We start from the raw sequence: 23,974 nt of genomic DNA on the forward strand, positions 1-23,974 counted from the left end.
TCTCAGCGCTGGTATTCGCCAGCGGCTTCCGGTTGGTACTCGACCGCCAACAGGGTCAGCTGGATGGTCTTGCCGTTGGGCAGCGGCCAGTCGATCTGCTGGCCGACGGTCAGGCCGAGCAGCGCGCTGCCGACCGGGGCGAGGATCGACACCTTGCCTTCACCGCCTACGTCGTCCGGGTAGACCAGGGTCAGGTGGTATTCCTTGCCGCTGTGGTCGTCGCGGCAGTGCACCCGCGAGTTCATCGTCACCACGCCGGCCGGCACTTCGTCGAGACCCACCACCTGCGCGCGCGCCAGCTCCTGCTCGAGCGCCTCGGCGCCCGGACCGAACTCCTCGAGGCCGTCGAGCAGGCGCTCCAGGCGTTGCAGGTCGAGGCGGGTGATGATGATCGGCGGCGTACTGGTCATGATGAAGATCGAGCTCCTTGGCGACGGGTCAGAAAAAACAAAACCCCGACCGAAGACGGGGTTTGGAGATGGGCTTGAGGCCTGACCGTACCACACCGGCGGTTTTTAGCAATACCGGTCGGTCACGCCAGCACGCCGTCAGAGTTCGTCGAACTCCAGCTCCTCGCCGGACTGCTCGAACGTCAGGCGCACCAGCATTTCGCCGAGCAGCTCGTCGCTGGTGTCGCAGATCCAGCGCCCGCTGGCCTCGTCGTAATCGAAGTGGAAACCACCGGAGCGCGCGGCCAGCCACAGCTGGCGAATCGGCGCCTGGCGGCTGAAGATCAGTTGGCTGCCGTTGTCGAAGCGCACGGTGAGCACGCCGCCGGAGTTCTCCAGGTCGATGTCCAGATCGCTGTCGTCGAAGATGTCCTCCACCGCCTGCTGGGCGGCGTCGACCAGGTCGTGGAATCGGGACTCGCTCAAACTCATGGGTCACTCCTCGAAACGAAAACTCAACTCGCCGGAAATTGGCGGCGATACTCGGCGGGACTTTGCCCGGTCCAGCGCCGAAATGCACGGACCAGTGAACCGGGCTCGCTGAATCCGACGAAAAAAGCGATGTCGGCGAGTTCCAGCTGCGGGTCGCGCAGGTAGTGCAGGACCAGTTGCTGACGGGTTTCGTCGAGCAGCTGGCTGAAGGATAACCCGGCCTCGCGCAGGCGCCGCTGCAAGGTGCGCGGGCTGAGCTGCAGGCTGTCGGCGAGCTGCTCGAGGTCCGGCACCCGCTCGCCGAGCTGGTTGGCCAGCGCCAGGCGCGCGCGGTCGAATACGTTGTGCCCCTGGCGCAGCTCGCCGAGCAGGCGTTCGGCATAGGCGTCCAGCGTGCCGCGGACTTGCGCATCGGCCTGGCCGAGCGGCGTGGCGAGCAGCCGTTTGGGGAACACCAGGGCGTTGTCGGCCTGGCCGAAGTGCACCGGGCAGCGGAAGATCCGCGCGTGCTCGGCGGTGTCCGCCGGCGCCGGGTGGCGGAAGCGCACCTCGGTCGGGGCGATGTCCAGGCCGCTGATCCAGCGCCCGAAACTGACCCAGCCGGCCAGCGTCTCTTCGCCCGCCTGGCGCTGCTGCTGGGCCAGCAGCGGCTGCCAGCTGAGCGCCACCTGCGGCTCCAGGCCGGCGCGCGGCGCTTCGTCGTCGAGGCCGAGCTGGCCGAGATTACCGACCAGCGCGGCGTAGCGCGCCTGGCGGTGCAGCGCGTCGGCCAGCGTGGCGCAGCTCATCAGCAGGTAGCCGAGCACGCCGTAGTAGCCGGGGCGCACCGCCTCGCCCAAGTGCAAGCCGAGGCTCGCGTCGCCGGTGCGCTCGACGCCGAGGCCGAGCAGGCGCAGGTAGGCCGAGGCGGCGATGCGCTGATCGCGCTGGGCGAGCACTGCCGGGCTCAGCTGCACCTCGGCGAGCAGCGCGGCGGGCTCGATGCCCTGGCGCTGCAGGTAATCGACCAGCCCCTGCAGGTAGGCGACCGAGACCGAGCTGACCAGCGTGAGCGGACTGTCCATCGACTCTCCTGATTGATCCGAAGCCCCGCGCGGCAACGGCGCAAGCCCCGCCAGGCGGGAGTCCCGGCGCATAGGCAATAGGCCGGGGGGTCGGTATACTCCGGCGCAATTCACGCTTTTACAAGGATTCCGCCATGAAGCGCCTGCTGCTTCCCCTGCTCGCTCTCGCCGTGCTCTGCGGCGCGCTCGCTGGCTGCGGCCAGAAAGGCCCGCTGTACCATCCGGACGATGAGAAGGCTGCCAAGCAACACGACAAAGACGTCTACGGTTACTAAAGGAGGCATCTGATGGAGGCCTTCAACTACCGCGACGGTGAGCTGTTCGCGGAGGGCGTGGCGCTGTCCGCGATCGCCGCGCGCTTCGGCACGCCGACCTACGTCTACTCGCGCGCCCATATCGAAACCCAGTACCGCGCCTACACCGACGCCCTGAGCGGCCTGCCGCACCTGGTGTGCTTCGCCGTGAAAGCCAACTCCAACCTCGGCGTACTGAATGTCCTGGCGCGCCTCGGCGCCGGTTTCGACATCGTCTCGCGCGGCGAGCTGGAGCGGGTGCTGGCGGCCGGCGGCGAGCCGGGCAAGATCGTCTTCTCCGGCGTCGGCAAGACCCGTGACGACATGCGCCGCGCCCTGGAAGTCGGCGTGCACTGCTTCAACGTCGAATCCAGCGTTGAGCTGGAGCGCTTGCAGGAAGTCGCCGCCGAACTGGGCGTCAAGGCGCCGGTGTCGCTGCGCGTCAACCCGGACGTCGATGCCGGCACCCACCCGTACATCTCCACCGGTCTCAAAGAGAACAAGTTCGGCATCGCCATCGCCGACGCCGAAGCGGTGTACGCCCGCGCCGCCGAACTGGCGAACCTCGAAGTGATCGGCGTCGACTGCCACATCGGTTCGCAGCTGACCAGCCTGCCGCCGTTCCTTGATGCCCTCGAGCGTCTGCTCGGGCTGATCGACCGCCTCGCCGCACGTGGCATCCACATCCGCCACCTGGACCTCGGCGGCGGCCTCGGCGTGCGCTACAAGGACGAAACCCCGCCGCTGGCCGGCGAGTACATCCAGGCGATCCGCCAACGCATCGCCGGCCGCGACCTGGCTCTGGTGTTCGAGCCGGGCCGTTTCATCGTCGCCAACGCCGGCGTGCTGCTCACCCAGGTCGAGTACCTCAAGCACACCGAGCACAAGGATTTCGCCATCGTCGACGCGGCGATGAACGACCTGATCCGCCCGGCGCTGTACCAAGCCTGGATGGACGTGGTCGCGGTACACCCGCGCGATGCCGCGCCGCGCGCCTATGACATCGTCGGACCGATCTGCGAAACCGGTGACTTCCTCGCCAAGGGCCGCGAACTGGCCCTCGACGAAGGCGACCTGCTGGCCGTGCGTTCGGCCGGCGCCTATGGCTTCGTGATGAGCTCCAACTACAACACCCGCGGCCGCGCCGCCGAGGTGCTGGTGGATGGCGCGCAGGCCCATGAAGTGCGTCGCCGGGAAACCCTGGCCGAGCTGTTCGCGGGCGAAAGCCGCCTGCCGGAGTGACGGCCATGCTATTGCGATTCACCAAGATGCACGGCCTCGGCAATGATTTCATGGTCATCGACCTGATCAGCCAGCACGCGCACATCCAGCCCAAGCATGCCAAGCAGTGGGGCGACCGCAACACCGGGATCGGTTTCGATCAGCTGCTGCTGGTCGAGGCGCCGAACAACCCGGACGTCGACTTCCGTTACCGCATCTTCAATTCCGACGGTTCCGAAGTGGAGCAGTGCGGCAACGGCGCGCGCTGCTTCGCGCGCTTCGTGCTGGACAAGCGCCTGACTCTGAAAAAGAAGATCCGCGTGGAAACCAAGGGCGGGATGATCGAGCTGAACGTCCGCCCGGATGGCCAGGTCATCGTTGACATGGGCGCGCCGCGCCTCGAGCCGCAGCAGATTCCCTTCCAGGCCGAGGCCGAGGCACTCAGCTACACAGTCGAGGTCGAGGGCCAGGCCCTTGAGCTGGCCGCGGTGTCGATGGGCAATCCGCACGCCGTGCTGCGCGTCGATGACGTGGCCGGCGCGCCGGTGCACCAACTCGGCCCGAAGCTGGAACATCACCCGCGCTTTCCCAAGCGCGTCAACGTGGGTTTCCTCCAGGTCCTCGACCGGCAGCAGGCCAAGCTGCGCGTCTGGGAACGCGGCGCCGGGGAAACCCAGGCCTGCGGCACCGGCGCCTGCGCGGCGGCGGTGGCGGCGATCCGCCAGGGCTGGATGGACTCGCCGGTGCAGCTCGAGCTGCCCGGCGGCAAACTGCTCATCGAGTGGGCAGGCCCGGGGCAGCCGGTTATGATGACCGGACCCGCCGTGCGTGTGTTTGAAGGACAGGTTCGCCTATGACCGATCAGCACCAGGATCAGCCCGAGCTCGACGCCGAGCGCGTCGCCGCGTATCTGCGTCAGCACCCCGAATTCTTCGTCGACCACGACGAGCTGATCCCCGAGCTGCGCATTCCGCACCAGCCCGGCCAAGCGGTGTCGCTGGTCGAGCGCCAGGTGAAGCTGCTGCGCGAGCGCAACATCGAGATGCGCCATCGCCTGTCGCAACTGATGGACGTGGCGCGCGACAACGACCGGCTGTTCGACAAGACCCGCCGCCTGGTACTCGGCCTGCTCGACGCGGCGAGCCTGGAGGAAGTGGTCAGCACCGTGGAAGACAGCCTGCGCCACGAATTTCAGGTGCCCCACGTCAGCCTGATCCTGTTCAACGAGACGCCACTGGCAGTCGGCCGCTGGGTTAGCAGCGCCGAGGCACACCAGACCATCGGCGGCCTGCTGGCCGGCGGCAAGACGGTGTGTGGCGTGCTGCGCGCCCCGGAGCTGGAATTCCTGTTCGGCGACGAGGCCCCGCAGGTCGGCTCGGCGGCGGTGGTTAGCCTGTCGCACCAGGGCCTGCACGGCGTGCTGGCGATCGGCAGCCCGGACCCGCAGCACTACAAGAGTTCGCTCGGCACGCTGTTCCTCGGGTACATCGCCGAGGTGCTGGCGCGCGTGTTGCCGCGCTTCGCCACGCCACTGCGCTCGGTCCGCTAAGCGTCAACCGCCGCGAATGGCGGAACCCGCGCGGCAGGCTGACTGCCGCGCCGCATGCTAGGGAGCTTGCAGTGTGAAGCTTGCCGCCGATCTGGACGCCTACCTCGAACACCTGCGCAGTGAGCGCCAGCTCTCCGCGCACACCCTCGACGGGTACCGCCGCGACCTGCACACCGTGCTGGCGCTCTGCGAGGCGCAGGCGATCGACGCCTGGAGCGACCTCGACCCGCGCAGCCTGCGCAGCTTCATCGCCCGCCTGCACGCCAAGGGCCACGCCAGCCGCTCGCTGGCGCGACTGCTCTCGGCGGTGCGCGGGCTGTACCGCTACCTCAACCGCGAAGGGCGCTGCCAGCACGATCCGGCCAGCGGCCTGCGCCCGCCCAAGGGCGAGCAACGCCTGCCCAAGACCCTGGATGCCGACCGCGCCGCGCAACTGCTCGACGGCGCGGTGGAGGACGACTTCATTGCCCGCCGCGACCAGGCGCTGCTCGAGCTGTTCTATTCCTCCGGACTGCGCCTGTCCGAGCTGACCGGACTCAACCTCGAGCAGCTTGACCTCGCCGCCGGCCTGGTCGAAGTGCGCGGCAAGGGCAACAAGAGCCGGGTGCTGCCGGTCGGCGCCAAGGCGCGCAGCGCCCTGGAGGCCTGGTTGCCGCTACGCGCGCTGAGCCGCCCGGCCGACGGCGCGGTGTTCGTCAGCCAGCAGGGGCGGCGCCTGGGACCACGGGCCATCCAGCTGCGCGTGCGCCAGGCCGGCGTGCGCGAGCTCGGCCAGCACCTGCACCCGCACATGTTGCGGCACAGCTTCGCCAGCCACATGCTGGAATCCTCACAGGACCTGCGCGCGGTGCAGGAGCTGCTCGGCCACGCCGACATCGCCACCACCCAGGTCTACACCCACCTCGACTTCCAACACCTCGCCAAGGTCTACGACAGCGCCCATCCCCGGGCCAAACGGCGCAGCGGAGACGGCCAATGAGCATCCGCCTGATCACCTTCGACCTCGACGACACGCTGTGGGACAACCGCCCGGTGATCGTCGGCGCCGAGGCGGCGATGCGCGACTGGCTGGCGCTGCACACGCCGCTGCTCGCCGCACAGCCGGTGGAGCACCTGTGGGAAATCCGCACCCAGTTGCTCAAGGGCGAACCGCAGCTGCGCCATCGCCTCAGCGAGCTGCGCCGACGCACCCTGTTCCACGCCCTGGAAGGTGTCGGCTACACCCGCCAAGAGGCCGTGGCACTGGCCGAAGGCGCATTCCAGGCAATGCTCCGCGCGCGGCACCAGATCACACTGTATCCGGACACCGTGCCGATGCTCGAGGCCCTGGCCAGCCGTTACCACCTCGGCGTGATCACCAATGGCAATGCCGACGTGCGCCGCCTGGGCCTGGCCGACTACTTCCAGTTCGCCCTCTGCGCCGAGGACCTAGGCATCGGCAAGCCCGACCCGAAGCCCTTCCAGGAAGCCCTCAAGCGGGTCGGCGTGAGCGCCGAGCAGGCAGTGCATGTCGGCGACCATCCGGGCGACGATATCCGCGGCGCGCAGGCCTCCGGCCTCCGCGCGATCTGGTTCAACCCGACTGGTAGCGACTGGGCCGGCGAGGAATCCCCGGACGCGGAAATCCGCAGCCTCGGCGAGTTGCCGCAGATCCTGCAGCGCTGGCAGTAGGCGCCGCGCAGACACGAAAAAGCCCGCCGATTGGCGGGCTTTTTCGTGAGGATTCGCAGGCTTAGATGGGCCGGCTGCCGTACTTGCTGTCCGGCTTCTTGGGTGGATCGGCAACCACGTTGGGTTCGATCTCCTGCACCCGACCACCGCGCGAGAGGAATTCCTGCATGGCCCGCTCGAGCGCGTCGCGCTCTTTCTGCTTGGCCTCAATGCTGGGCATTTCCTCGGGCTCGACTGCTGCCTTGGCTTTCTTGCCAGGCTTCGCCGCACCTTCGCTGTCGCCACCGTCATCGGCGTCGACTTCGCCATCGTCCGCGGCCGCCAGCTCCTCGCCGTCGTCCTCGACGCCCTCGTCCATATCGTCCTGTTCCAGATCTTCGTCGCTCATGTTCAACCTCATGACTTGCGAAAAGCACGTTAGTTATAGACCAGCTACGTACCGCAATAGAACGTCGCTGAAAAATTATTGAGCCACTTCACCGTGCAAGGTGGCGAGCACCTGGCGGGCGCCACCCTGTTCGCGGTGCTCGCCGAGGTAGAGCCCTTGCCAGGTCCCCAGGGCCAGGCGCCCAGCACTCACCGGCAGGCTCACCTGGCAGCCGAGCAGGCTGGCCTTGAAATGCGCGGGCAGGTCGTCCGGCCCTTCGTCGTTGTGTTCGTAGCCGCTCGCGCCTTGCGGCACCAGGCGGGCGAAAAACCGTTCGAAGTCGCGGCGCACCGCCGGGTCGGCGTTCTCATTGATGGTCAGCGACGCCGAGGTGTGCCGCAGCCACAGATGCAACAGACCGACGCGGCAGTCGAGCAGTTCCGGTAACGCCGCAAGGATTTCATCGGTGATCAGATGAAAACCGCGCGGGCGCGGTTGCAAGCGAATCAAACGCTGCTGCCACATACCCTGCCCTCCCATTTGGCGCGCATTCTAGCGCGCCAAGGAAAAAAGCAAAGAGTGGCGTTACAGAGCCTTTGGTCGGATTGCGCCAGCCCCGTCGAAGGACCGGGCGGCGCAACGCAAAACGCCCGGCACAGGCCGGGCGTTTCGGTACCGCGAGAGGGCTTACAGGTTGTAGCCACGCTCGTTGTGCTGCGCCAGGTCGAGACCGACGGTCTCTTCCTCTTCGCTGACGCGCAGGCCCATGACCACGTCCAGCACCTTGAGGATGACGAAGGTGACGATGGCGGTGTAGACCACGGTGAAGGCGACGCCTTTGAACTGGATGAACAGTTGCGCGCCGATGTCTTCCACGGTGCCGAAGCCACCTAGGGCCGGAGCCGCGAACACGCCGGTCAGCAGGGCACCGATGATGCCGCCGATGCCGTGCACGCCGAAGGCGTCCAGGGAGTCGTCGTAGCCCAGCTTGCGCTTCAGGCTGGTGGCGCAGAAGTAGCACAGCACGCCAGCGACCAGACCGATGATCAACGCGCCGATCGGGCCGACAGTACCGGCAGCCGGGGTGATGGCGACCAGGCCGGCAACCACACCGGACGCGATGCCCAGGGCGCTCGGCTTACCGTGGGTGATCCACTCGGCAAACATCCAGCCCAAGGCGGCGGCGGCGGTGGCGATCTGGGTGACCAGCATGGCCATGCCGGCGGTGCCGTTGGCGGCGACCGCGGAACCGGCGTTGAAGCCGAACCAGCCGATCCACAGCATGGCGGCACCGACCAGGGTGAAGCCCAGGTTGTGCGGGGCCATCGGGGTGGTCGGGTAGCCTTTACGCTTGCCGAGCACCAGGCAGGCAACCAGACCGGCGATACCGGCGTTGATGTGCACCACGGTGCCGCCGGCGAAGTCCAGCACGCCCCAGTCCCACATCAGGCCGCCGTTGCCGGACCAGACCATGTGCGCGATCGGTGCATAGACCAAGGTGAACCACACGGCCATGAAGATCAGCATCGCGGAGAACTTCATGCGCTCGGCGAAGGCACCGACGATCAGTGCCGGGGTGATGATCGCGAAGGTCATCTGGAAGGTGATGAACACGCTTTCCGGGAAGGCCATGGTCAGGCTGGCCGGAGTCAGGCCGCTGAGGAAGGCTTTGCCGAGACCGCCGACGAAGGAATTGAAGTTGACGACGCCCTGTTCCATGCCAGTGGTGTCGAACGCCAGGCTGTAGCCGTAGACCATCCACAGAATGGAGATCAGACCGGTGATGGCGAAGCACTGCATCATCACCGAGAGAATGTTCTTGGAACGCACCATGCCGCCGTAGAACAGCGCCAGGCCGGGGATGGTCATGAACAGCACCAGCGCGGTCGCGGTGAGCATCCACGCGGTATCACCGCTATTCAACACGACCTCGTCGGCGGCCATGGCCAAGCCGGGGGTAACAAGGGACAACAGGGCTCCTAGCCCTGCGAGTTTACGCAGAGTCATTTTGTTTTCTCCTGGGGCGTTGGGTTCGGCGGCGTTAGATGGCGTCTGTGCCGGTTTCGCCGGTACGGATGCGGATGGCCTGTTCCAGATTGACCACGAAGATCTTGCCGTCGCCGATCTTGCCGGTGTTGGCCGCCTTGGTGATGGCTTCGATGACGCGATCCAGCTGATCGTCAGCGATGGCCACGTCGATCTTCACCTTGGGCAGGAAGTCAACGACGTATTCAGCGCCGCGGTACAGTTCGGTGTGACCCTTTTGCCGCCCGAAGCCTTTGACCTCGGTGACGGTGATGCCCTGCACACCGATCTCGGACAACGACTCACGCACGTCGTCGAGCTTGAACGGCTTGATGATGGCAGTGACTAGCTTCATGAAACTCTCTCCCGTTTTGGTGGACTTGCCCCAGGAAAAACGAACCCGGCTCAAGTCTATGCGCAGTGTCTGGCTTTGTAACGCTTCGGGCGCCCTAGCTCGGCCACTCCGACAGCAACCAACCGCATTTCGACGAAACACTCCCCCGCTTCGCCGTATGCACCGAACTGCATCAGTGCATGCGTCATTGGCCACTAAGCAGAATCCTTGCCATGTCAGCTAAAAACAGATTTTTCAGGTGTTTACTGGCATAAGGCCGGCCAGACGCCGCAGGCTGCGGGAGATCGGCGCACAACAATGGTGCGTTCAGCCCTGAAAAAGCGCTCAAAGTTTGTGCAGCGGGCGCAGCAAGTCAGCGTGCTAAACTGCCCGCTCTCGTTCGGAAGCCAGATCATGCTGCCACCCAAAGCCCTCTTCGATGCCGTCGCCGGCCAAGCCGCCCGCCTGTTCGGTGCCGACAGCCCACTGCCCCGCGCGGAACTGGAAAGCCAGTTCAAGGCCCTGCTGCAAAGCGCGTTCAGCAAGCTGGACTTGGTCAGCCGCGACGAATTCGACAGCCAGATGAGCGTCCTCGCCCGCACCCGCGCACGCCTCGAGGCGCTGGAAGCCAAGGTCGCCGAGCTGGAAGCGCAGCTCAACCGCCCCGCCGAGTAAGCGCCGCGCGCGATAGCGTCACCAGTCCCAGTGCCGACCTGAATGCGCGACGCAAGTTGCGCGGCCGGTCATGGACCGCCCCGCCAGCGCTCCCTACACTGCCGGACTACTGCCGCAGGACGCGGCACTCTTCGTGATCAAGGAGCGATCATGTCTTTGGCCATCGTCCACAGCCGCGCGCTGGTTGGCGTCGAGGCGCCTGCCGTCACCGTCGAAGCCCACCTCGCCAATGGCTTGCCGTCGCTGACCCTGGTCGGCCTGCCGGAAGCCAGCGTCAAGGAAAGCAAGGACCGCGTGCGCAGCGCGATCCTCAACAGCGGCTTCGATTTCCCGCCCAGGCGGATCACCCTGAATCTCGCCCCGGCCGACCTGCCGAAGGACGGCGGGCGCTTCGACCTCGCCGTCGCCCTGGGCATCCTCGCCGCCAGCGGCCAGCTGCCCGGCGACGGCCTCGACGGTGTCGAGTGCCTCGGCGAGCTGGCGTTGTCCGGCGCGTTGCGCCCGGTCCAGGGCGTGCTGCCGGCGGCACTCGCCGCACGTGCCGCGGGACGTACGCTGATCGTGCCCAAGGCGAATGCCGAAGAAGCCAGCCTGGCCTCCGGCCTGCGCGTGCTGGCCGCCGAGCATTTGCTGGAACTCGCCGCGCACTTCAACGGCAGCGCACCACTGCCGACCTACCAGGCCCAGGGCCTGCTGCGCCGCACCCCACCGTATCCGGACCTCGCCGAGGTGCAGGGCCAGGTCGCCGCCAAGCGCGCCCTGCTGATCGCCGCCGCCGGTGGCCACAACCTACTGTTCAGCGGCCCGCCTGGCACCGGCAAGACCCTGCTGGCCAGCCGTCTGCCCGGCCTGCTGCCGCCGCTCGACGAGGCCGAGGCGCTGCAGGTCGCTGCCATCCATTCGGTGGCCAGTCATGCGCCGCTGGATTGCTGGCCGCAGCGGCCGTTCCGCACCCCGCACCACTCGGCCTCCGGGCCGGCGCTGGTCGGCGGCGGCAGTCGCCCGCAACCCGGCGAGATCACCCTCGCCCACCAGGGTGTGCTGTTTCTCGATGAGCTGCCGGAATTCGACCGCAAGGTGCTGGAGGTGCTGCGCGAGCCGCTGGAGACCGGGCACATCGTCATTGCCCGGGCGCGCGACAAGGTGCGCTTCCCGGCCCGTTTCCAGCTGGTGGCGGCGATGAACCCCTGCCCATGCGGCTACCTCAACGACCCCAACGGCCGCTGCCGCTGCACCCCGGAGCAGGTGCAGCGCTACCGCGCCAAACTATCCGGGCCGCTGCTCGACCGCATCGACCTGCACCTCACCGTGGCGCGCGAGACCACCTCGCTGCAGGCGCCGCCGAGCGCCGGGCAGGACAGCGCCAGCGTCGCCGCCCAGGTCGCGTGCGCGCGCCAGCGCCAGCTGCAGCGTCAGGGCTGCGCCAACGCGGTGCTCGACCTGCCCGGCCTGCGCCAGCACTGCGCCCTGCCGCTGGACGATCAGACCTGGCTGGAGCAGGCCTGCGAACGCCTCAACCTGTCGCTGCGCGCCGCGCACCGCCTGCTCAAGGTGGCGCGCACCCTGGCCGACCTCGACGAGGCCGCGACGATCGGCCGCGCGCACCTCGCCGAAGCCCTGCAGTACCGCCCGGCGGCGGGCTGAGCGCGGAGCTACTGGGCCGGCTCGACCCGCGCGCGGAGCTGCTGCAGGCCCTGCTCGAAGGCCCCGCCAACCATCTTGTCGGGGTCGCAGACCAGGCCCATGGCCTTGGCGAAGAAGTTGTTGCGCCCATCCAGCCCCCACACCACGCGCGTGCCGTTGCCTTCCGGCTGCAGGTGGAATTCGGCGACGCTGCTGGCGCGGAACGGCTTGAGAAACTCCAGCTGCATACGCACCAGCTGCTGCGGACGGCTCTCGGTGATGGTCGCGTTGCCTTCGCCGACCTCCTTGTTGCCGGCCCAGCGGTACACCGCGCCGGTGCCGCTGGCCGCACCTTCGTAGTCGACGCGCATGTTCGGGTCGCGGGCGAACGGCGACCATTGATGCCATTGGCGGAAATCGTTGATCTGCGCGAACACCTCGGCAGGCGGCGCCTGGATCAGCGTGCTGCGTTCGATATGGAAGCTCTCCGGCTGGCGCCCCACGAGCACGGCCAGGCCGGCGAGCAGCAGGGCGACGACGATCAGTACGGTCAACATGCGCGGTCCTCTCATGGCAGTTTCTCGATGGCAGGCGAGCGCGCCCGCTCAGGGTTGGGCATCGAAGATCGCCTGGCCGCTGGCGATGTCGATCGGGAACGAGAAATGCTCGTGGTCGATCAGCCAGCGGCCCTGCTCGCGGCGCAGCCCCTGGGTGACCCGCGACCAGCTGCCCTGAGCATTGCCCTCGGCGTCGGTGCCGCCGCAGTGGCCGAGGTAGTGGACGATGGCCAGGTCGCCGCTGACCGCGATCTTCTGCTCGCGCACCTCGTAGGTCGGCAGGCCCGGGCACATCGCCATGCACGCTTCCCAGTGCACGCGGTAGGCGTCGCGGCCGTTGAAGCGCAGCTGGCTGATCGCGTCGAAGGCGACGATGTCCTCGGTGTAGGTGGACACCACGGTGGCGACATCCTTGGCGAGGAAGCCGCGCAGCCAGGTGGCGAGCACGGCGGCGATCTGCGCCTGTTCGGTGGATGCGGGGGTGGCAGTGTTCATCGGCGTTCTCCGTCAGGCGCTGGTGGGTGAGGCGGCGCAGCAATCGTGCTCGACTGGCGCGCCGTATTGATCGTGCAGGCGGGTCCAGTTCATCCCCGCGCCATGCAGGTCGGGCATGCCGTCCCAGCCTTCGCCGCGGCCGAAGGGAGTGAGGTCGAGGTAGTTGTAGGTGCCGAGCAGCAGGTCGAGGCCGCGGCCGTAGCTCGAGTAGCTGTGGAACACCTGCGCGCCGTCGCGCAGGAACACGCTGACCCCGGGCTGTTCGCCGGCCAGGTGGTAGTCGAGGCCGAGGCGCTGCAACTCCGCCGCGTCACGGTAGTTGTACTGCACCGGGGCGACCGCGGCGTCGAGGGTCACGTGGAAGTCATAGTTGAACGGACTGGCGAACGACGAGTACCAAGGCAGCGTCCAGCCCATGCGCCGCTGGAACGCCTGCAGTTCAGCCAGCGGCGCGCGCGAGACCAGCACCAGGCTGGTGTCGCGCGCGTGCAGGTGGGCCAGGTGGCCGATGTTGTCGACGACGAACGAGCAGCCCGGGCAGCCCTCGCCGCGGTCGCGGTGGAACATGAAGTGGTAGACGATCAGCTGCCGGCGGCCGGCGAACAGCTCGAGCAACGGCACCTCGCCGTGCGGACCGTCGAAGCGGTAGTCCTGCTCGATGGCGACCATCGGCAGCGCGCGACGCTGGACGTTGAGGCGGTCACGCGCGGCGGTCAGGGCCTTCTCCTCGGCAAGCAGCGCAGTGCGCGCGCGCAACCACTCGGCGCGTGACACCACGGGCGGCAGGTCAGGACGGTTCATGACGATTTCCTCCAGGGCGGATGGATGCGGCGGCTCAGACCTGCAGCTGGCGCACCGGACGGACTTCCACGCAGCCGACGCGCGCCGCCGGGATCTTGCCGGCCAGCTGCAGGGCTTCGTTGAGGTCTCGGGCGTCGATCAGGTAGAAGCCGGCGAGCTGCTCCTTGGTTTCAGCGAACGGGCCGTCGGTGATCGACAGCTTGCCGCCGCGCATGCGCACAGTGGTGGCGCTGCGCACCGGCTCGAGCGCCTCGGCGGCGACCAGCCGGCCGCTGGCGCGCACCGATTCGCAGTAGTCGTTGCATTCAGCGTCGTGCGGGCTGTCGGGCTGGCTGTGCATCAGTTGCTCGGAGCCGTAGACCAGACACAGGTATTTCATGGCACATCTCCTTGGGTGGCGGAGCCGGGACTTACTCACTAGTCGCCGTGCAGTTCGGCGAATCGACAAGCGCGGAAAATTTCTTTGCTCCGCACGGGCGCGCCGCCCTAGGCGTCGCCCAGCTCGGCCAGACGGCCCTCGAGGTACTGCCGATCGGCGCCCTGCTGGGTCAGTTCGAGGGCGCGTCGGTAGGCCGCCGCGGCCGCGGCGCGGCGCCCCAGGCGCCGGCAGAAATCGGCGCGCGCGGCGTGTGCCAAGTGGTAGTCGGCCAGCTCGCCGCGCGCCAGTAGTGCATCGATCAGCGCCAAGCCGGCCTCCGGACCGTCGCGCATGCCGAGTGCCACCGCGCGGTTCAGCTCGATCACCGGCGACGGCTGCAGGCGCTGCAGCGCGTCGTAGAGGCCGACGATCTGCGCCCAGTCGGTCTGCGCGGCGCTCTCCGCCTCGGCATGCACCGCGGCGATCGCCGCCTGCAGGCTGTAAGCGCCGAAGCGTCGCGAACGCAGCGCGGCGAGCACCAGCGCATCGCCCTCGCCGATCAGCGCGCGGTCCCACAGCGCGCGGTCCTGCTCTTCGAGCAGCACCGGCGCGCCGCTGGCCGACAGCCGCGCCGGGCGGCGCGCCTCGTGCAGCAGCATCAGCGCCAGCAGGCCCTGGACCTCCGGTTCGGGGAGCAGCTCGAAGAGCAGCCGGCCGAGACGGATCGCCTCGCTGGACAGCTGGCTGCGCGTCAACGCTTCGCCGAAGGAGGCGAAGTAGCCCTCGTTGAACACCAGGTAGACCACCCGCAGCACCGACTCCAGGCGCTCGGCCAGCTCGCCGCGCCCGGGCACCTCGTAGGGAATGCGCGCCTCGCGGATCTTCGCCTTGGCGCGCACGATGCGCTGCGCCACGGTGCTCGGCGTGGTCAGGTAGGCGCGGGCGATTTCCTCGGTGGTCAGGTCGCAGACCTCGCGCAGGGTCAGCGCCACCTGGGCGTCGGCGGCCAGCGCCGGGTGGCAGCAGGTGAACAGCAGGCGCAGCCGGTCGTCTTCCAGGTGCTGCTGATCGAGGTCCACCTCGACGGCCAGCGCGGCCAGTTCCGGCAGGTCGTCGAGCGGCCGGAAGCGCGCCTGGCGGCGCAGCCCGTCGATCGCCTTGAAGCGCCCGGCGGAGACCAGCCAGGCGCGAGGGTTGGCCGGCTCACCGTCGCGCGGCCACTGCTCCATGGCGGCGCGAAAGGCTTCGTGCAGCGCTTCCTCGGCCAGGTCGAAATCGCCGAGCAGGCGAATCAGGGTCGCCAGCACGCGGCGCGACTCGCGGCGATAGAGCTCCTCCAGCCCGGCATGCGGGCCTTGGGCAGCGTGAATATTCATCTCATCCCCCTTGGTGCTAGCCTTCATCCTTGCTGGCGTAGCGTACTCTCTGGTCGTTCCGCGGGATCGGTTTTCGACCGACGGATCAGGGGTAAAAACTATTAGATGATATTGGTCAATTCGTAAAAGCTATCGAAATTTGTTAGCATGCTTAGCTTCTCCGCCCTTGGCGGCCATCCGATAACAAGGAGAGCTAGCTCAATGGAGGCCAAACAGTCTTCGCTCAATCCACCGGTATTCTTCGGCTCCGCGATCCTCATCGTCGCCCTGGTGCTGTACAGCGTGTTCTTCCAGGCGCAGGCGCAACAGCTGTTTGCCCAGCTGCAGCACTGGATCATCGATACTGCCAGTTGGTTCTACGTGCTCACCGTGGCACTGATCCTGATCAGCGTGGTATTCCTCGCGGTCAGCCGTTACGGCGACCTCAAGCTCGGCCCCGACCACAGCCGGCCGGATTACCGCAATGTCACCTGGTTCGCCATGCTGTTTTCCGCCGGCATGGGCATCGGCCTGATGTTCTTCGGCGTCGCCGAACCGCTGATGCACTTCAGTTCGCCGCCGGTGGGCGCCGCCAACACCGTGCAGGCCGCCCGCGAGGCGATGAAGCTGACGTTCTTCCACTGGGGCCTGCACGCCTGGGCGATCTACGCCATCGTCGCGCTGATCCTGGCGTTCTTCAGCTTTCGCCATGACCTGCCGCTGACCCTGCGTTCAGCGCTCTATCCGTTGATCGGCGAACGCATCCACGGACCGATTGGCCATGCGGTGGATATCTTCGCCATCTTCGGCACGGTGTTCGGCGTCGCCACCTCGCTTGGCTACGGCGTGACGCAGATCAACAGCGGCCTGCACCATGTGTTCGGGCTGCCGATCAGCCTGCCGGTGCAGGTTGGCCTGATCGCCGGCACCTGCGCACTGGCCACGCTGTCGGTGGCCAGCGGCCTGGACAAGGGCATTCGCATCCTTTCCGAGCTGAACCTGGCGCTCGCGGTCCTGCTGTTGCTGTTCGTGCTGGCGCTGGGGCCGACGGTGTTCCTGCTCAAGACCTTCGTGCAGAACACCGGCGGCTACCTGTCGGAGATCGTCAGCAAGACCTTCAACCTCTACGCCTACGAGCCAACCGACTGGATCGGTGGCTGGACCCTGCTCTACTGGGGCTGGTGGCTGTCCTGGTCGCCCTTCGTCGGCCTGTTCATCGCGCGCATCTCGCGCGGCCGGACGATTCGCGAGTTCATCTGCGGCGTGCTGTTCGTGCCCGCCGGCTTCACCCTGCTGTGGATGACCGTGTTCGGCGACAGTGCCATTCATATGGTGCTCAACGAAGGCATCAGCAGCCTGGCCGCGACGGTGAACGGCGACAGCTCGCTGGCGCTGTTTGCCTTCCTCGAGCACTTCCCGCTGTCCAGCGTGCTCTCGCTGCTCGCGGTGTGCATGGTGGTGGTGTTCTTCGTCACCTCGGCGGACTCCGGCGCGCTGGTGGTGGACATGTTGGCCTCCGGCGGCCGATCCGATACGCCGCTGTGGCAACGGCTGTTCTGGTCGATCCTGATCGGCGTGGTGGCCATCGCCCTGCTCCTCGCCGACGGCCTCAAGGCGCTTCAGACCGCCACCATCGCCAGCGCCCTGCCGTTCTCCATCGTCCTGCTGGCAGCGATCTGGGGCCTGTTCAAGGCGCTGCGCCTGGATGCCACCAAGCGCGACATCCGCTACCAGGCGCTGAATATCAGCCCGCTCCCCCGCCAGCACGGTGCCTGGCAGCGCCGCCTGCAGAATCTGGTGACCTTCCCCAGTCGCGCGCAGGTTCGCCAATTCCTCAGCGGCACAGTGCACGCGGCCAGCGAAGCGGTGGCCGAAGAGCTACGCAAACGTGGCCTGAACGCCAGTGTCGAGGGCGGCGAGGATGGCCGGGTGCGCTTGGTGGTGGCCCACGGGGCGGAAACCGACTTCCTCTATGAGGTGCGCCCGCGCGCCCTTCTGCAGCCGAGTTTCGTGCTGCTGGATGGCAAGGAGCCGGGAGAGGATCAACAGTACTTCCGCGCCGAGGTGCACCTGCTCGAAGGCGGCCAGGACTACGACCTGATGGGCTGGAGCCGCGACGAGGTGATCGGCGACATCCTCGATCAGTACGAGAAGCACATGCACTACCTGCATGTGGTGAGGTAGACCGCGAGCACGTGCCCGCGCCAAGCCCCTACGGCCGCACGCGCGCCACCGCCGGCAGCTGCATCGCGGCGATCTCTGCCTGCAGGTAGTCACGCAGGCGGCGGAAACGTTCCTGGCCGCGGCGCGCCTTTGGCCACACCAGGTAGTAGCCGCAGCCGCTGTACACCGCACTCGGCCAGGGCAGGCCGAGGCGCCCGTCGGCGACGTCCTCGGCCACCATCAGCAGGTCGCCGATCGAAACCCCGTAGCCGCGCGCGGCGGCGACGATGCCCAGCTCGAGCATGTCGAAGGTCTGCCCGCCCTTCAGCGGCACCTGTTCGGCAAGCCCCAGGGCGCTCAGCCAGCCGCGCCAGTCGCGCCGATCAGGGGTCGGGTGCAACTGGTCGGCAGCCTGCAGGCGCGCCAGGTCCCAGGGCCCGCCGGCGACCTCCTGCGGGGCGCAGACCGGGATCAGCCATTCCTCGAACAGCAGCGCGCTGTCCCACTCCGGAGGGAACTCGCCGCTGCCGAGCAGCACCGCGCAGTCGTAGGGCTCGTGCTGGAAGTCGACGGTGTCGACATCCATCCAGGCGCTGGTCAGCTGCACTTCGATGTCCGGGTTGTTCTGCCGAAAGCGCGACAGGCGCGCCAGCAGCCAGCGCACGGTGAGCGTCGACGGCGCCTTCAGGCGCAGCGCGCCGTCTTCGCTGCGCAGGCTGGCGCAGGCCTGCTCGAGCGCGGCGAAGCCGTCGCGCAGCCCTGGCAGCAGCAGCCGGCCGGACTCGGTGAGGCGCAGGCCGCGGCCGGCGCGCTCGAACAGCCGACAGCCGAAATCCGCCTCCAGGGTGCGGATGTGCCGACTCACCGCGCTCTGCGTCAGGGCCAGCTCCTCGGCGGCGCGCGTGTAGGACAGGTGCCGCGCGGCGGCCTCGAAGGCGCGCAGCGCGTAGAGCGGCGGGAGACGCTTCATAGATGAGTTTGACTCATGCCTGACATGGCTTTTCTCGGTTTGTGGCGACCGCTAGCAAGCCAGGAGAATAGCGGGCATTGCTTGGCCTGGGACAGTCCCATGGCCACCCTAACGATGATTCCTGATTATGTCCGACAGTCTCCGCAGTGAACTCGTCGCGCTGTTGCGCCTGGCCGGCCCGCTGGTCGCCGCGCAGCTCGCCCACGTGCTGATGGTGTTCACCGACACCGTGATGATGGGCCTGCTCGGCCCCGCCGAGCTGGCCGCCGGCGCACTGGGCGCGGCCAGCTACAGCTTCGTGTCGATCTTCTGCGTCGGCGTGATGGCGGCGGTCGGCAACCTGGTGGCGATCCGTCACGGCGCTGGCGACGCCGCCGGGGTGCGGGCGATGACCCAGGCCGGGCTGTGGGTGGCGGTCGGCCTGGCGCTGCTCGGCGGTGTGCTGCTCTGGCACTTCGCCCCGCTGCTGCGCCTGGCCGGCCAGGACGCGGCGAACATCGCCGGCGCCATGCAGTTCCTCGGCACCCTGGTGTTCGCCCTGCCCGGCTACCTGCTGTTCATGGCCCTGCGCGGCTTCACCGGCGCGCTCGGCCGGCCCGGCGCGGTGCTGGTCATCAGCCTGTGCGGCGCGGCGCTGAACTTCCTCCTCAACTACGCGCTGATCCACGGCTGGTTCGGCCTGCCGCGCATCGGCCTGGCCGGTATCGGCCTGGTCACCGCGCTGGTGTCGACGCTGATGGCCGCGCTGCTCGCCCTGTACCTGCGCTGGCAGCCGTTCTTCCGGCCCTGGCCGCTGCTGCCCGGGCTGCTGCGCCCGGACTTCGCCGCGCTGCGCGAGAACCTGCGCCTGGGCCTGCCGATCGGCGGCACCTATGTGGTCGAGTCCGGATTGTTCTTCGTCGCCACGCTGTGCATGGGCGCGCTCGGCAGCAGCGAGCTGGCCGCCCACCAGATCGCCATCCAGGCGGTGTACGTGGCGTTCATGGTTCCGGTGGGGATTTCCTACGCGGCCAGCTACCGCATCGGCCAGCACTACGGCGCCGGTCGCTACCACGCCGCGCGGCAGACCGGGCGCCTGGCGATCGGCCTCGGCGCACTGTGCATGCTCGGTTTCGCCCTGCTGTTCTGGCTGGCGCCGCACGCGGTGATCGGCCTGTTCCTCGACGCCGGGGACGCCCAGCACCAGGCGGTGATCGCGCTCGCCGTGCAGCTGCTGGCGATCGCCGCCTGGTTCGAGCTGTTCGACGGCCTGCAGACCATCGCCATGGGCGCGATCCGCGGCCTCAAGGATGCGCGCACCACCTTGCTGGTCGGCCTCGGCTGCTACTGGGCGATCGGCGCGCCGGCCGCCTGGGGCCTGGCGTTCGGCGCCGGCTGGGGCGCCAGTGGGGTGTGGTGGGGTCTGGCGCTGGGCCTGGCCTGTGCGGCGGCGGGGCTGACCCTGGCCTTCGAAGGCAAGACCGCGCGGCTGCTGCGCGATCCGCGGGCAACGGCCCAGGCCTGCCCGGCCTAGCGTGCGCTAGAGCGGCAGGTCGGCGAGCAGCGCCTGGCGCTCGCCATACACCAGGAAGCGCGCCAGGTCGGCGAGCGGCAGCGGCTTGCTGATCAGGTAGCCCTGCGCCTGGTCGCAGCCGTACTGGCGCAGCAGCGCCAGGTGTTCGCCGTCCTCGACGCCTTCGGCGACCACTTCCAGGCCGAGGTTGTGCGCCAGGTTGATCATCGCCCGCACCAGCTGGCGGTTCTCGGCGCGCTCGCGCATGCCGCCGACGAAGCTCTTGTCGATCTTCAGCAGCGAGATCGGCAGGCTATTGAGGTGCACGAACGACGAGAAGCCGGTGCCGAAATCGTCCAGCGAGAAGCGCACGCCGAGCTGGGTGAGGCCGAGCATGGTCTGCTGCACCGGCTCGGGGCGACGCATCACCGCGGTCTCGGTGAGTTCGAACTCCAGCCAGCGGGCGTCCACGCCGCGCTCGGCGATCAGCCGGCTGAGGGTCGGCAGCAGCTGGCTGTCCTGGAACTGGCGGAACGACAGGTTGACCGCCATGTGCATGGCCGGCAGACCGCGCCCGCGCAGCCACTGCATGTCGCGCAGCGCGCGAGACATCACCCAGTAGCCGAGCGGCACGATCAGCCCGCTCTGCTCGGCGAGCGGCACGAATTCGTCGGGGCCAAGCAGGCCGCGTTCACTGTGGCGCCAGCGCACCAGCGCCTCCAGACCGACGATCTTGCCGCTGCCGATGCTCAGGCGCGGCTGGTAGTGCAGCTCGAGTTCGTCGCGGCGCAGCGCATGGCGTAGCTCGGCCTCGAGGTCGGCGAGGCTGCGCGCGCTGCGGTTGATGCGTTCGTCGAACACGTGGAAGGTGCAGCCCTGGGCGTTCTTCGCCTGCTGCATGGCAATGTGCGCGTGCCACATCAGCGGGTCGGCGCCGGCGCCGGCGCGCGCGTGGGCGATCCCTAAGCTGCAGCCGAGCAGCAGGCTCTCGCCGTCGATCAGGTAGGGCTCGGAGAGCGCCTCGGTGAGCCGCTCGGCGAGCTGCGCGGCACGCTGGCGATCGGCGCGGGTGTCGAGCAGCAGGGCGAACTCGTCGCTGCCCAGGCGTGCCAGCTGGTCGCCGGCGCCGAGCAGCGCCTGCAGGCGCGCCACCACCTGACGAATCAGCCGGTCACCGGCCTGATGGCCGAGCGCATCGTTGGCGTGGCGGAAGTTGTCGAGGTCCAGGTGGCCGAGCGCCAGGCCACGCCCGCCGGACTCGGCCAGACGCGCGGCGAGCAGGGTCTGGAAGCCCTGGCGGTTGGCGATACCGGTCAGCGGGTCCTGCTCGGCGAGGCGTTGCAGGGTGTCCTTCAGCGCGCTGTGCTCGCGCACGTAGCGCAGGCAGCGGCGCAGCATGTCGGCATTGAAGCCGCGGCGCACCAGCCAGTCGTTGACGCCGAGCGGCGCCTCGAGCGGCTCCTCCTCGAGCAGCAGGATCACCGGCAGCGGGCAGCTGCCCGGCGCCGGCTGGCGTTCCGGGGTGGCCAGCAGCAGACCGTGCGGGGTGCCGTCGAACAGCGAACTGGCAGCGTGCCAGGACGGCGCGGTAATCAATGAGGAAGGCGAGCCCAGCGCGGCCAGTTGCTCGCGCAATGATTGGGCCCACTCCGGCCCATCGGCCAGCAGGACTATCCGCAAAGGTTCGACGAACGCGGACAAGCAACCTCCCCCAACACAAGACAAGTGGCGATCGAATCGCCTCGGCGCGCCGTTCACGGCGTCTAGATCGCACATCCTGTGCAATTGCTCGGTCATCCTGCGGGATGGCTTGCTGGGCCACAACCCCCGATAGCGGGACTAGCGTACTGGATCGCAGTATTAAGCCAATACTGGCCACACGCCATCGCTGCGCCCGCGCAAACTACCCGGATTGGCTACGCTGGAGAATTCAGCGCCCGCCGTGAGCCTCCGGACGGTTACGGCATCGCCGCCCCGGCCTGCTAGAATGCGCGCCCATCGTCCTTCGACCCTATCCCGATGTCCCGACTCAATCCCCGGCAGCAGGAAGCCGTGAACTACGTCGGCGGTCCGCTATTGGTCCTCGCCGGCGCCGGCTCCGGCAAGACCAGCGTGATCACCCGCAAGATCGCCCACCTGGTGCAGCAGTGCGGCATCCAGGCCCGCCACATCGTCGCCATGACCTTCACCAACAAGGCCGCGCGGGAGATGAAGGAGCGGGTCGGCAGCCTACTCAAGGGTTCCGAGGCGCGCGGGCTGACCGTGTCGACCTTCCACAACCTGGGGATGAACATCATCCGCAAGGAGTACGCGCGGCTGGGCTACAAGCCGGGCTTCTCGATCTTCGACGACGGCGACATCAAGGCCCTGCTGACCGACATCATGCAGAAGGAATACGCCGGCGATGACGGCGCCGACGAGATCAAGAACTACATCGACAGCTGGAAGAACGACCTGATCCTCCCCGACGCGGCGCTGGCCAACGCGCGCGGGCCCAAGGAACAGACCGCGGCGATCGTCTACCTGCACTACCAGCGCACGCTCAAGGCGTACAACGCGGTGGACTTCAACGACCTGATCCTGCTGCCGGTGAAGCTGTTCCAGGAACACGCCGACATCCTCGAGAAGTGGCAGAACCGCATCCGCTACCTACTGGTCGACGAATACCAGGACACCAACTCCAGCCAGTACCTGCTGGTCAAGCTGCTGGTCGGCCTGCGCAACCAGATCACCGTGGTCGGCGACGACGACCAGTCGATCTACGCCTGGCGTGGCGCGCGCCCGGAAAACCTGATGCTGCTGAAAGAGGACTACCCGTCGCTGAAGGTGGTGATGCTCGAGCAGAACTACCGCTCGACCAGCCGCATCCTCAAGTGCGCCAACGTGCTCATCGCCAACAACCCGCACGCTTTCGAGAAGCAGCTGTGGAGCGAGATGGGCATGGGCGACGAGATCCGCGTGATCCGCACCCGCAACGAAGACGCCGAATGCGAGCGCGTAGCGCTGGAAATCCTCACCGAGCACCTGCGCACCCAACGGCCGTACAGCGACTTCGCGATCCTCTACCGCGGCAACTACCAGGCCAAGCTGATGGAGCTGAAACTGCAGCACCACCAGATTCCCTATCGCCTGTCCGGCGGCACCAGCTTCTTCGCCCGCCAGGAGGTGAAGGACCTGATGAGCTACTTCCGCCTGCTGGTCAACCCGGACGACGACAACGCCTTCCTGCGGGTGATCAACGTGCCGCGCCGCGAGATCGGCTCGACCACCCTGGAAAAGCTCGGCAACTACGCCACCGAACGCAAGATCAGCATGTACGCCGCGGCCGGCGAGATCGGCCTCGGCGAGCACCTCGACAGCCGCTACACCGAGCGCCTGGCGCGCTTCACCACGTGGATGGACGGGGTGCGCCAGCAGTGCGCGCAGAACGAGCCGATTGCCGCGATCCGCAGCATGGTGATGGACATCGACTACGAGCAGTGGCTGCGCCAGAACGCCTCCAGCGACAAGGTTGCCGAGGCGCGGATGGGCAACGTGTGGTTCCTCGTCGACGCGCTGAAGAACACCCTGGAGAAGGACGAAGACGGCGACATGACCGTCGAGGACGCGATCGGCAAGCTGGTGTTGCGCGACATGCTGGAGCGCCAGCAGGAAGAGGAAGAAGGCGCCGACGGCGTGCAGATGATGACCATGCACGCCTCCAAGGGCCTGGAATTCCCCTCGGTGTACATCATCGGCTTCGAGGAGGAGATTCTCCCCCACCGCTCGAGCATCGAGGCCGATACCATCGAGGAAGAGCGGCGCCTGGCCTACGTGGGCATCACCCGCGCCAAACGCAACCTGGCGCTGACCTTCGCCGCCAAGCGCAAGCAGTACGGCGAGATCATCGACTGCACGCCGAGCCGTTTCCTCGACGAGCTGCCGCCCGAGGACCTGGTCTGGGAAGGCCAGGAAGACGCGCCGGTGGAGGTCAAGGCGGCGCGCGGCAACGACGCGCTGGCGAATATGCGTGCCATGCTGAAACGACCGGTGGCCGAGTAGCCGCCAGCCAATGCTTACCCCCGGCCACCACCGGGATTC

Annotated in this window: 25 protein-coding genes; 11 read left to right on the plus strand and 14 right to left on the minus strand. The window is 67.8% G+C overall.

Annotated elements, in window-relative coordinates; translation table 11 throughout:
• Window positions 1-2: 2 nt before the first annotated feature.
• The 3 genes from rnk to JQX08_RS21340 form a co-directional block, all read right to left on the minus strand.
• Window positions 3-410, minus strand: a complete 408-nt coding sequence (gene rnk, locus JQX08_RS21330) for a nucleoside diphosphate kinase regulator (protein WP_205350466.1) — start codon at window positions 408-410, stop codon at window positions 3-5.
• Between the two features lie 138 nt (window positions 411-548).
• Window positions 549-881, minus strand: coding sequence for an iron donor protein CyaY (cyaY, locus tag JQX08_RS21335; RefSeq protein WP_205350467.1), 333 nt, complete (start codon window positions 879-881; stop codon window positions 549-551).
• A gap of 23 nt (window positions 882-904) precedes the next feature.
• Window positions 905-1,945 carry an AraC family transcriptional regulator gene (locus JQX08_RS21340; protein ID WP_205350468.1) on the minus strand — a complete coding sequence of 347 codons (1,041 nt, stop codon included), beginning with the start codon at window positions 1,943-1,945 and terminating at the stop codon, window positions 905-907.
• Window positions 1,946-2,079: 134 nt separating this feature from the next.
• On the opposite strand from JQX08_RS21340, the gene lptM reads away from it, so the two are divergent.
• The 6 genes from lptM (at window position 2,080) to JQX08_RS21370 (ending at window position 6,679) form a co-directional block, all read left to right on the plus strand.
• A complete protein-coding gene (gene lptM / locus JQX08_RS21345; RefSeq protein WP_205350469.1) occupies window positions 2,080-2,220 on the plus strand; it encodes an LPS translocon maturation chaperone LptM in 141 nt (46 codons plus the stop codon).
• A 12-nt stretch (window positions 2,221-2,232) separates the two neighbouring features.
• The gene (gene lysA / locus JQX08_RS21350; RefSeq protein ID WP_205350470.1) at window positions 2,233-3,480 is read left to right on the plus strand and encodes a diaminopimelate decarboxylase; all 1,248 of its coding nucleotides are present in this window, start codon (window positions 2,233-2,235) and stop codon (window positions 3,478-3,480) included.
• 5 nt (window positions 3,481-3,485) lie between these two features.
• Window positions 3,486-4,316, plus strand: a complete 831-nt coding sequence (gene dapF / locus JQX08_RS21355; RefSeq protein WP_205350471.1) for a diaminopimelate epimerase — start codon at window positions 3,486-3,488, stop codon at window positions 4,314-4,316.
• On the plus strand, window positions 4,313-5,008 hold the full coding sequence (locus tag JQX08_RS21360) for a DUF484 family protein (RefSeq protein WP_205350472.1): 696 nt from the start codon (window positions 4,313-4,315) through the stop codon (window positions 5,006-5,008). The genes dapF and JQX08_RS21360 overlap by 4 nt, the downstream gene beginning before the upstream one ends.
• 73 nt (window positions 5,009-5,081) lie before the next feature.
• Window positions 5,082-5,987: a tyrosine recombinase XerC gene (xerC, locus tag JQX08_RS21365; RefSeq protein ID WP_205350473.1), complete on the plus strand. Its 906-nt coding sequence runs from the start codon at window positions 5,082-5,084 to the stop codon at window positions 5,985-5,987.
• Window positions 5,984-6,679, plus strand: a complete 696-nt coding sequence (locus tag JQX08_RS21370) for an HAD family hydrolase (protein WP_205350474.1) — start codon at window positions 5,984-5,986, stop codon at window positions 6,677-6,679. The genes xerC and JQX08_RS21370 overlap by 4 nt, the downstream gene beginning before the upstream one ends.
• Before the next feature lie 61 nt (window positions 6,680-6,740).
• Here JQX08_RS21370 and sutA read toward each other — a convergent pair whose 3' ends face one another.
• The 4 genes from sutA to glnK form a co-directional block, all read right to left on the minus strand.
• Window positions 6,741-7,067, minus strand: a complete 327-nt coding sequence (sutA, locus tag JQX08_RS21375) for a transcriptional regulator SutA (RefSeq protein WP_205350475.1) — start codon at window positions 7,065-7,067, stop codon at window positions 6,741-6,743.
• A 75-nt stretch (window positions 7,068-7,142) separates the two neighbouring features.
• The gene (locus tag JQX08_RS21380) at window positions 7,143-7,571 is read right to left on the minus strand and encodes a secondary thiamine-phosphate synthase enzyme YjbQ (RefSeq protein WP_205350476.1); all 429 of its coding nucleotides are present in this window, start codon (window positions 7,569-7,571) and stop codon (window positions 7,143-7,145) included.
• A gap of 162 nt (window positions 7,572-7,733) precedes the next feature.
• Window positions 7,734-9,053 (minus strand): ammonium transporter, encoded by a 1,320-nt coding sequence (locus JQX08_RS21385; protein ID WP_205350477.1) that lies wholly within the window; start codon window positions 9,051-9,053, stop codon window positions 7,734-7,736.
• A gap of 34 nt (window positions 9,054-9,087) precedes the next feature.
• Entirely contained in the window at window positions 9,088-9,426 is a 339-nt protein-coding gene (gene glnK, locus JQX08_RS21390) for a P-II family nitrogen regulator (protein ID WP_003457590.1), read from the minus strand.
• A gap of 393 nt (window positions 9,427-9,819) precedes the next feature.
• Here glnK and JQX08_RS21395 point away from each other — a divergent pair, with 393 nt between their 5' ends.
• Together JQX08_RS21395 and JQX08_RS21400 are read left to right on the plus strand one after the other, a co-directional pair.
• Window positions 9,820-10,080, plus strand: coding sequence for an accessory factor UbiK family protein (locus JQX08_RS21395; protein ID WP_205350478.1), 261 nt, complete (start codon window positions 9,820-9,822; stop codon window positions 10,078-10,080).
• Window positions 10,081-10,230: 150 nt separating this feature from the next.
• Window positions 10,231-11,724, plus strand: a complete 1,494-nt coding sequence (locus tag JQX08_RS21400; RefSeq protein WP_205350479.1) for a YifB family Mg chelatase-like AAA ATPase — start codon at window positions 10,231-10,233, stop codon at window positions 11,722-11,724.
• An 8-nt stretch (window positions 11,725-11,732) separates the two neighbouring features.
• Here JQX08_RS21400 and JQX08_RS21405 read toward each other — a convergent pair whose 3' ends face one another.
• The 5 genes from JQX08_RS21405 to JQX08_RS21425 all read right to left on the minus strand — a co-directional run bounded on the left by JQX08_RS21405 (window position 11,733) and on the right by JQX08_RS21425 (window position 15,290).
• The gene (locus JQX08_RS21405; RefSeq protein ID WP_205350480.1) at window positions 11,733-12,260 is read right to left on the minus strand and encodes an SRPBCC family protein; all 528 of its coding nucleotides are present in this window, start codon (window positions 12,258-12,260) and stop codon (window positions 11,733-11,735) included.
• A gap of 48 nt (window positions 12,261-12,308) precedes the next feature.
• Window positions 12,309-12,755, minus strand: a complete 447-nt coding sequence (locus tag JQX08_RS21410; RefSeq protein ID WP_205350481.1) for a YybH family protein — start codon at window positions 12,753-12,755, stop codon at window positions 12,309-12,311.
• Between the two features lie 12 nt (window positions 12,756-12,767).
• The gene (locus JQX08_RS21415; RefSeq protein WP_205350482.1) at window positions 12,768-13,556 is read right to left on the minus strand and encodes a DUF899 domain-containing protein; all 789 of its coding nucleotides are present in this window, start codon (window positions 13,554-13,556) and stop codon (window positions 12,768-12,770) included.
• A 34-nt stretch (window positions 13,557-13,590) separates the two neighbouring features.
• On the minus strand, window positions 13,591-13,935 hold the full coding sequence (locus JQX08_RS21420) for a YciI family protein (protein ID WP_205350483.1): 345 nt from the start codon (window positions 13,933-13,935) through the stop codon (window positions 13,591-13,593).
• Window positions 13,936-14,042: 107 nt separating this feature from the next.
• Entirely contained in the window at window positions 14,043-15,290 is a 1,248-nt protein-coding gene (locus JQX08_RS21425; protein WP_205350484.1) for an RNA polymerase sigma factor, read from the minus strand.
• 201 nt (window positions 15,291-15,491) lie between these two features.
• On the opposite strand from JQX08_RS21425, the gene betT reads away from it, so the two are divergent.
• Entirely contained in the window at window positions 15,492-17,453 is a 1,962-nt protein-coding gene (gene betT / locus JQX08_RS21430; RefSeq protein ID WP_205350485.1) for a choline BCCT transporter BetT, read from the plus strand.
• A gap of 28 nt (window positions 17,454-17,481) precedes the next feature.
• On the opposite strand, the gene JQX08_RS21435 is transcribed toward betT, so the two are convergent.
• The gene (locus tag JQX08_RS21435; RefSeq protein ID WP_205350486.1) at window positions 17,482-18,402 is read right to left on the minus strand and encodes a LysR substrate-binding domain-containing protein; all 921 of its coding nucleotides are present in this window, start codon (window positions 18,400-18,402) and stop codon (window positions 17,482-17,484) included.
• Window positions 18,403-18,529: 127 nt separating this feature from the next.
• Here JQX08_RS21435 and JQX08_RS21440 point away from each other — a divergent pair, with 127 nt between their 5' ends.
• Window positions 18,530-19,915: a NorM family multidrug efflux MATE transporter gene (locus tag JQX08_RS21440; RefSeq protein WP_205350487.1), complete on the plus strand. Its 1,386-nt coding sequence runs from the start codon at window positions 18,530-18,532 to the stop codon at window positions 19,913-19,915.
• Window positions 19,916-19,921: 6 nt separating this feature from the next.
• On the opposite strand, the gene JQX08_RS21445 is transcribed toward JQX08_RS21440, so the two are convergent.
• The gene (locus JQX08_RS21445; RefSeq protein WP_205350488.1) at window positions 19,922-21,595 is read right to left on the minus strand and encodes a putative bifunctional diguanylate cyclase/phosphodiesterase; all 1,674 of its coding nucleotides are present in this window, start codon (window positions 21,593-21,595) and stop codon (window positions 19,922-19,924) included.
• A 318-nt stretch (window positions 21,596-21,913) separates the two neighbouring features.
• Here JQX08_RS21445 and rep point away from each other — a divergent pair, with 318 nt between their 5' ends.
• Window positions 21,914-23,935: a DNA helicase Rep gene (gene rep, locus JQX08_RS21450; RefSeq protein WP_205350489.1), complete on the plus strand. Its 2,022-nt coding sequence runs from the start codon at window positions 21,914-21,916 to the stop codon at window positions 23,933-23,935.
• Window positions 23,936-23,974: the final 39 nt, after the last annotated feature.

This window comes from Zestomonas insulae (genome assembly GCF_016901015.1).
Lineage (GTDB): Bacteria > Pseudomonadota > Gammaproteobacteria > Pseudomonadales > Pseudomonadaceae > Aquipseudomonas > Aquipseudomonas insulae.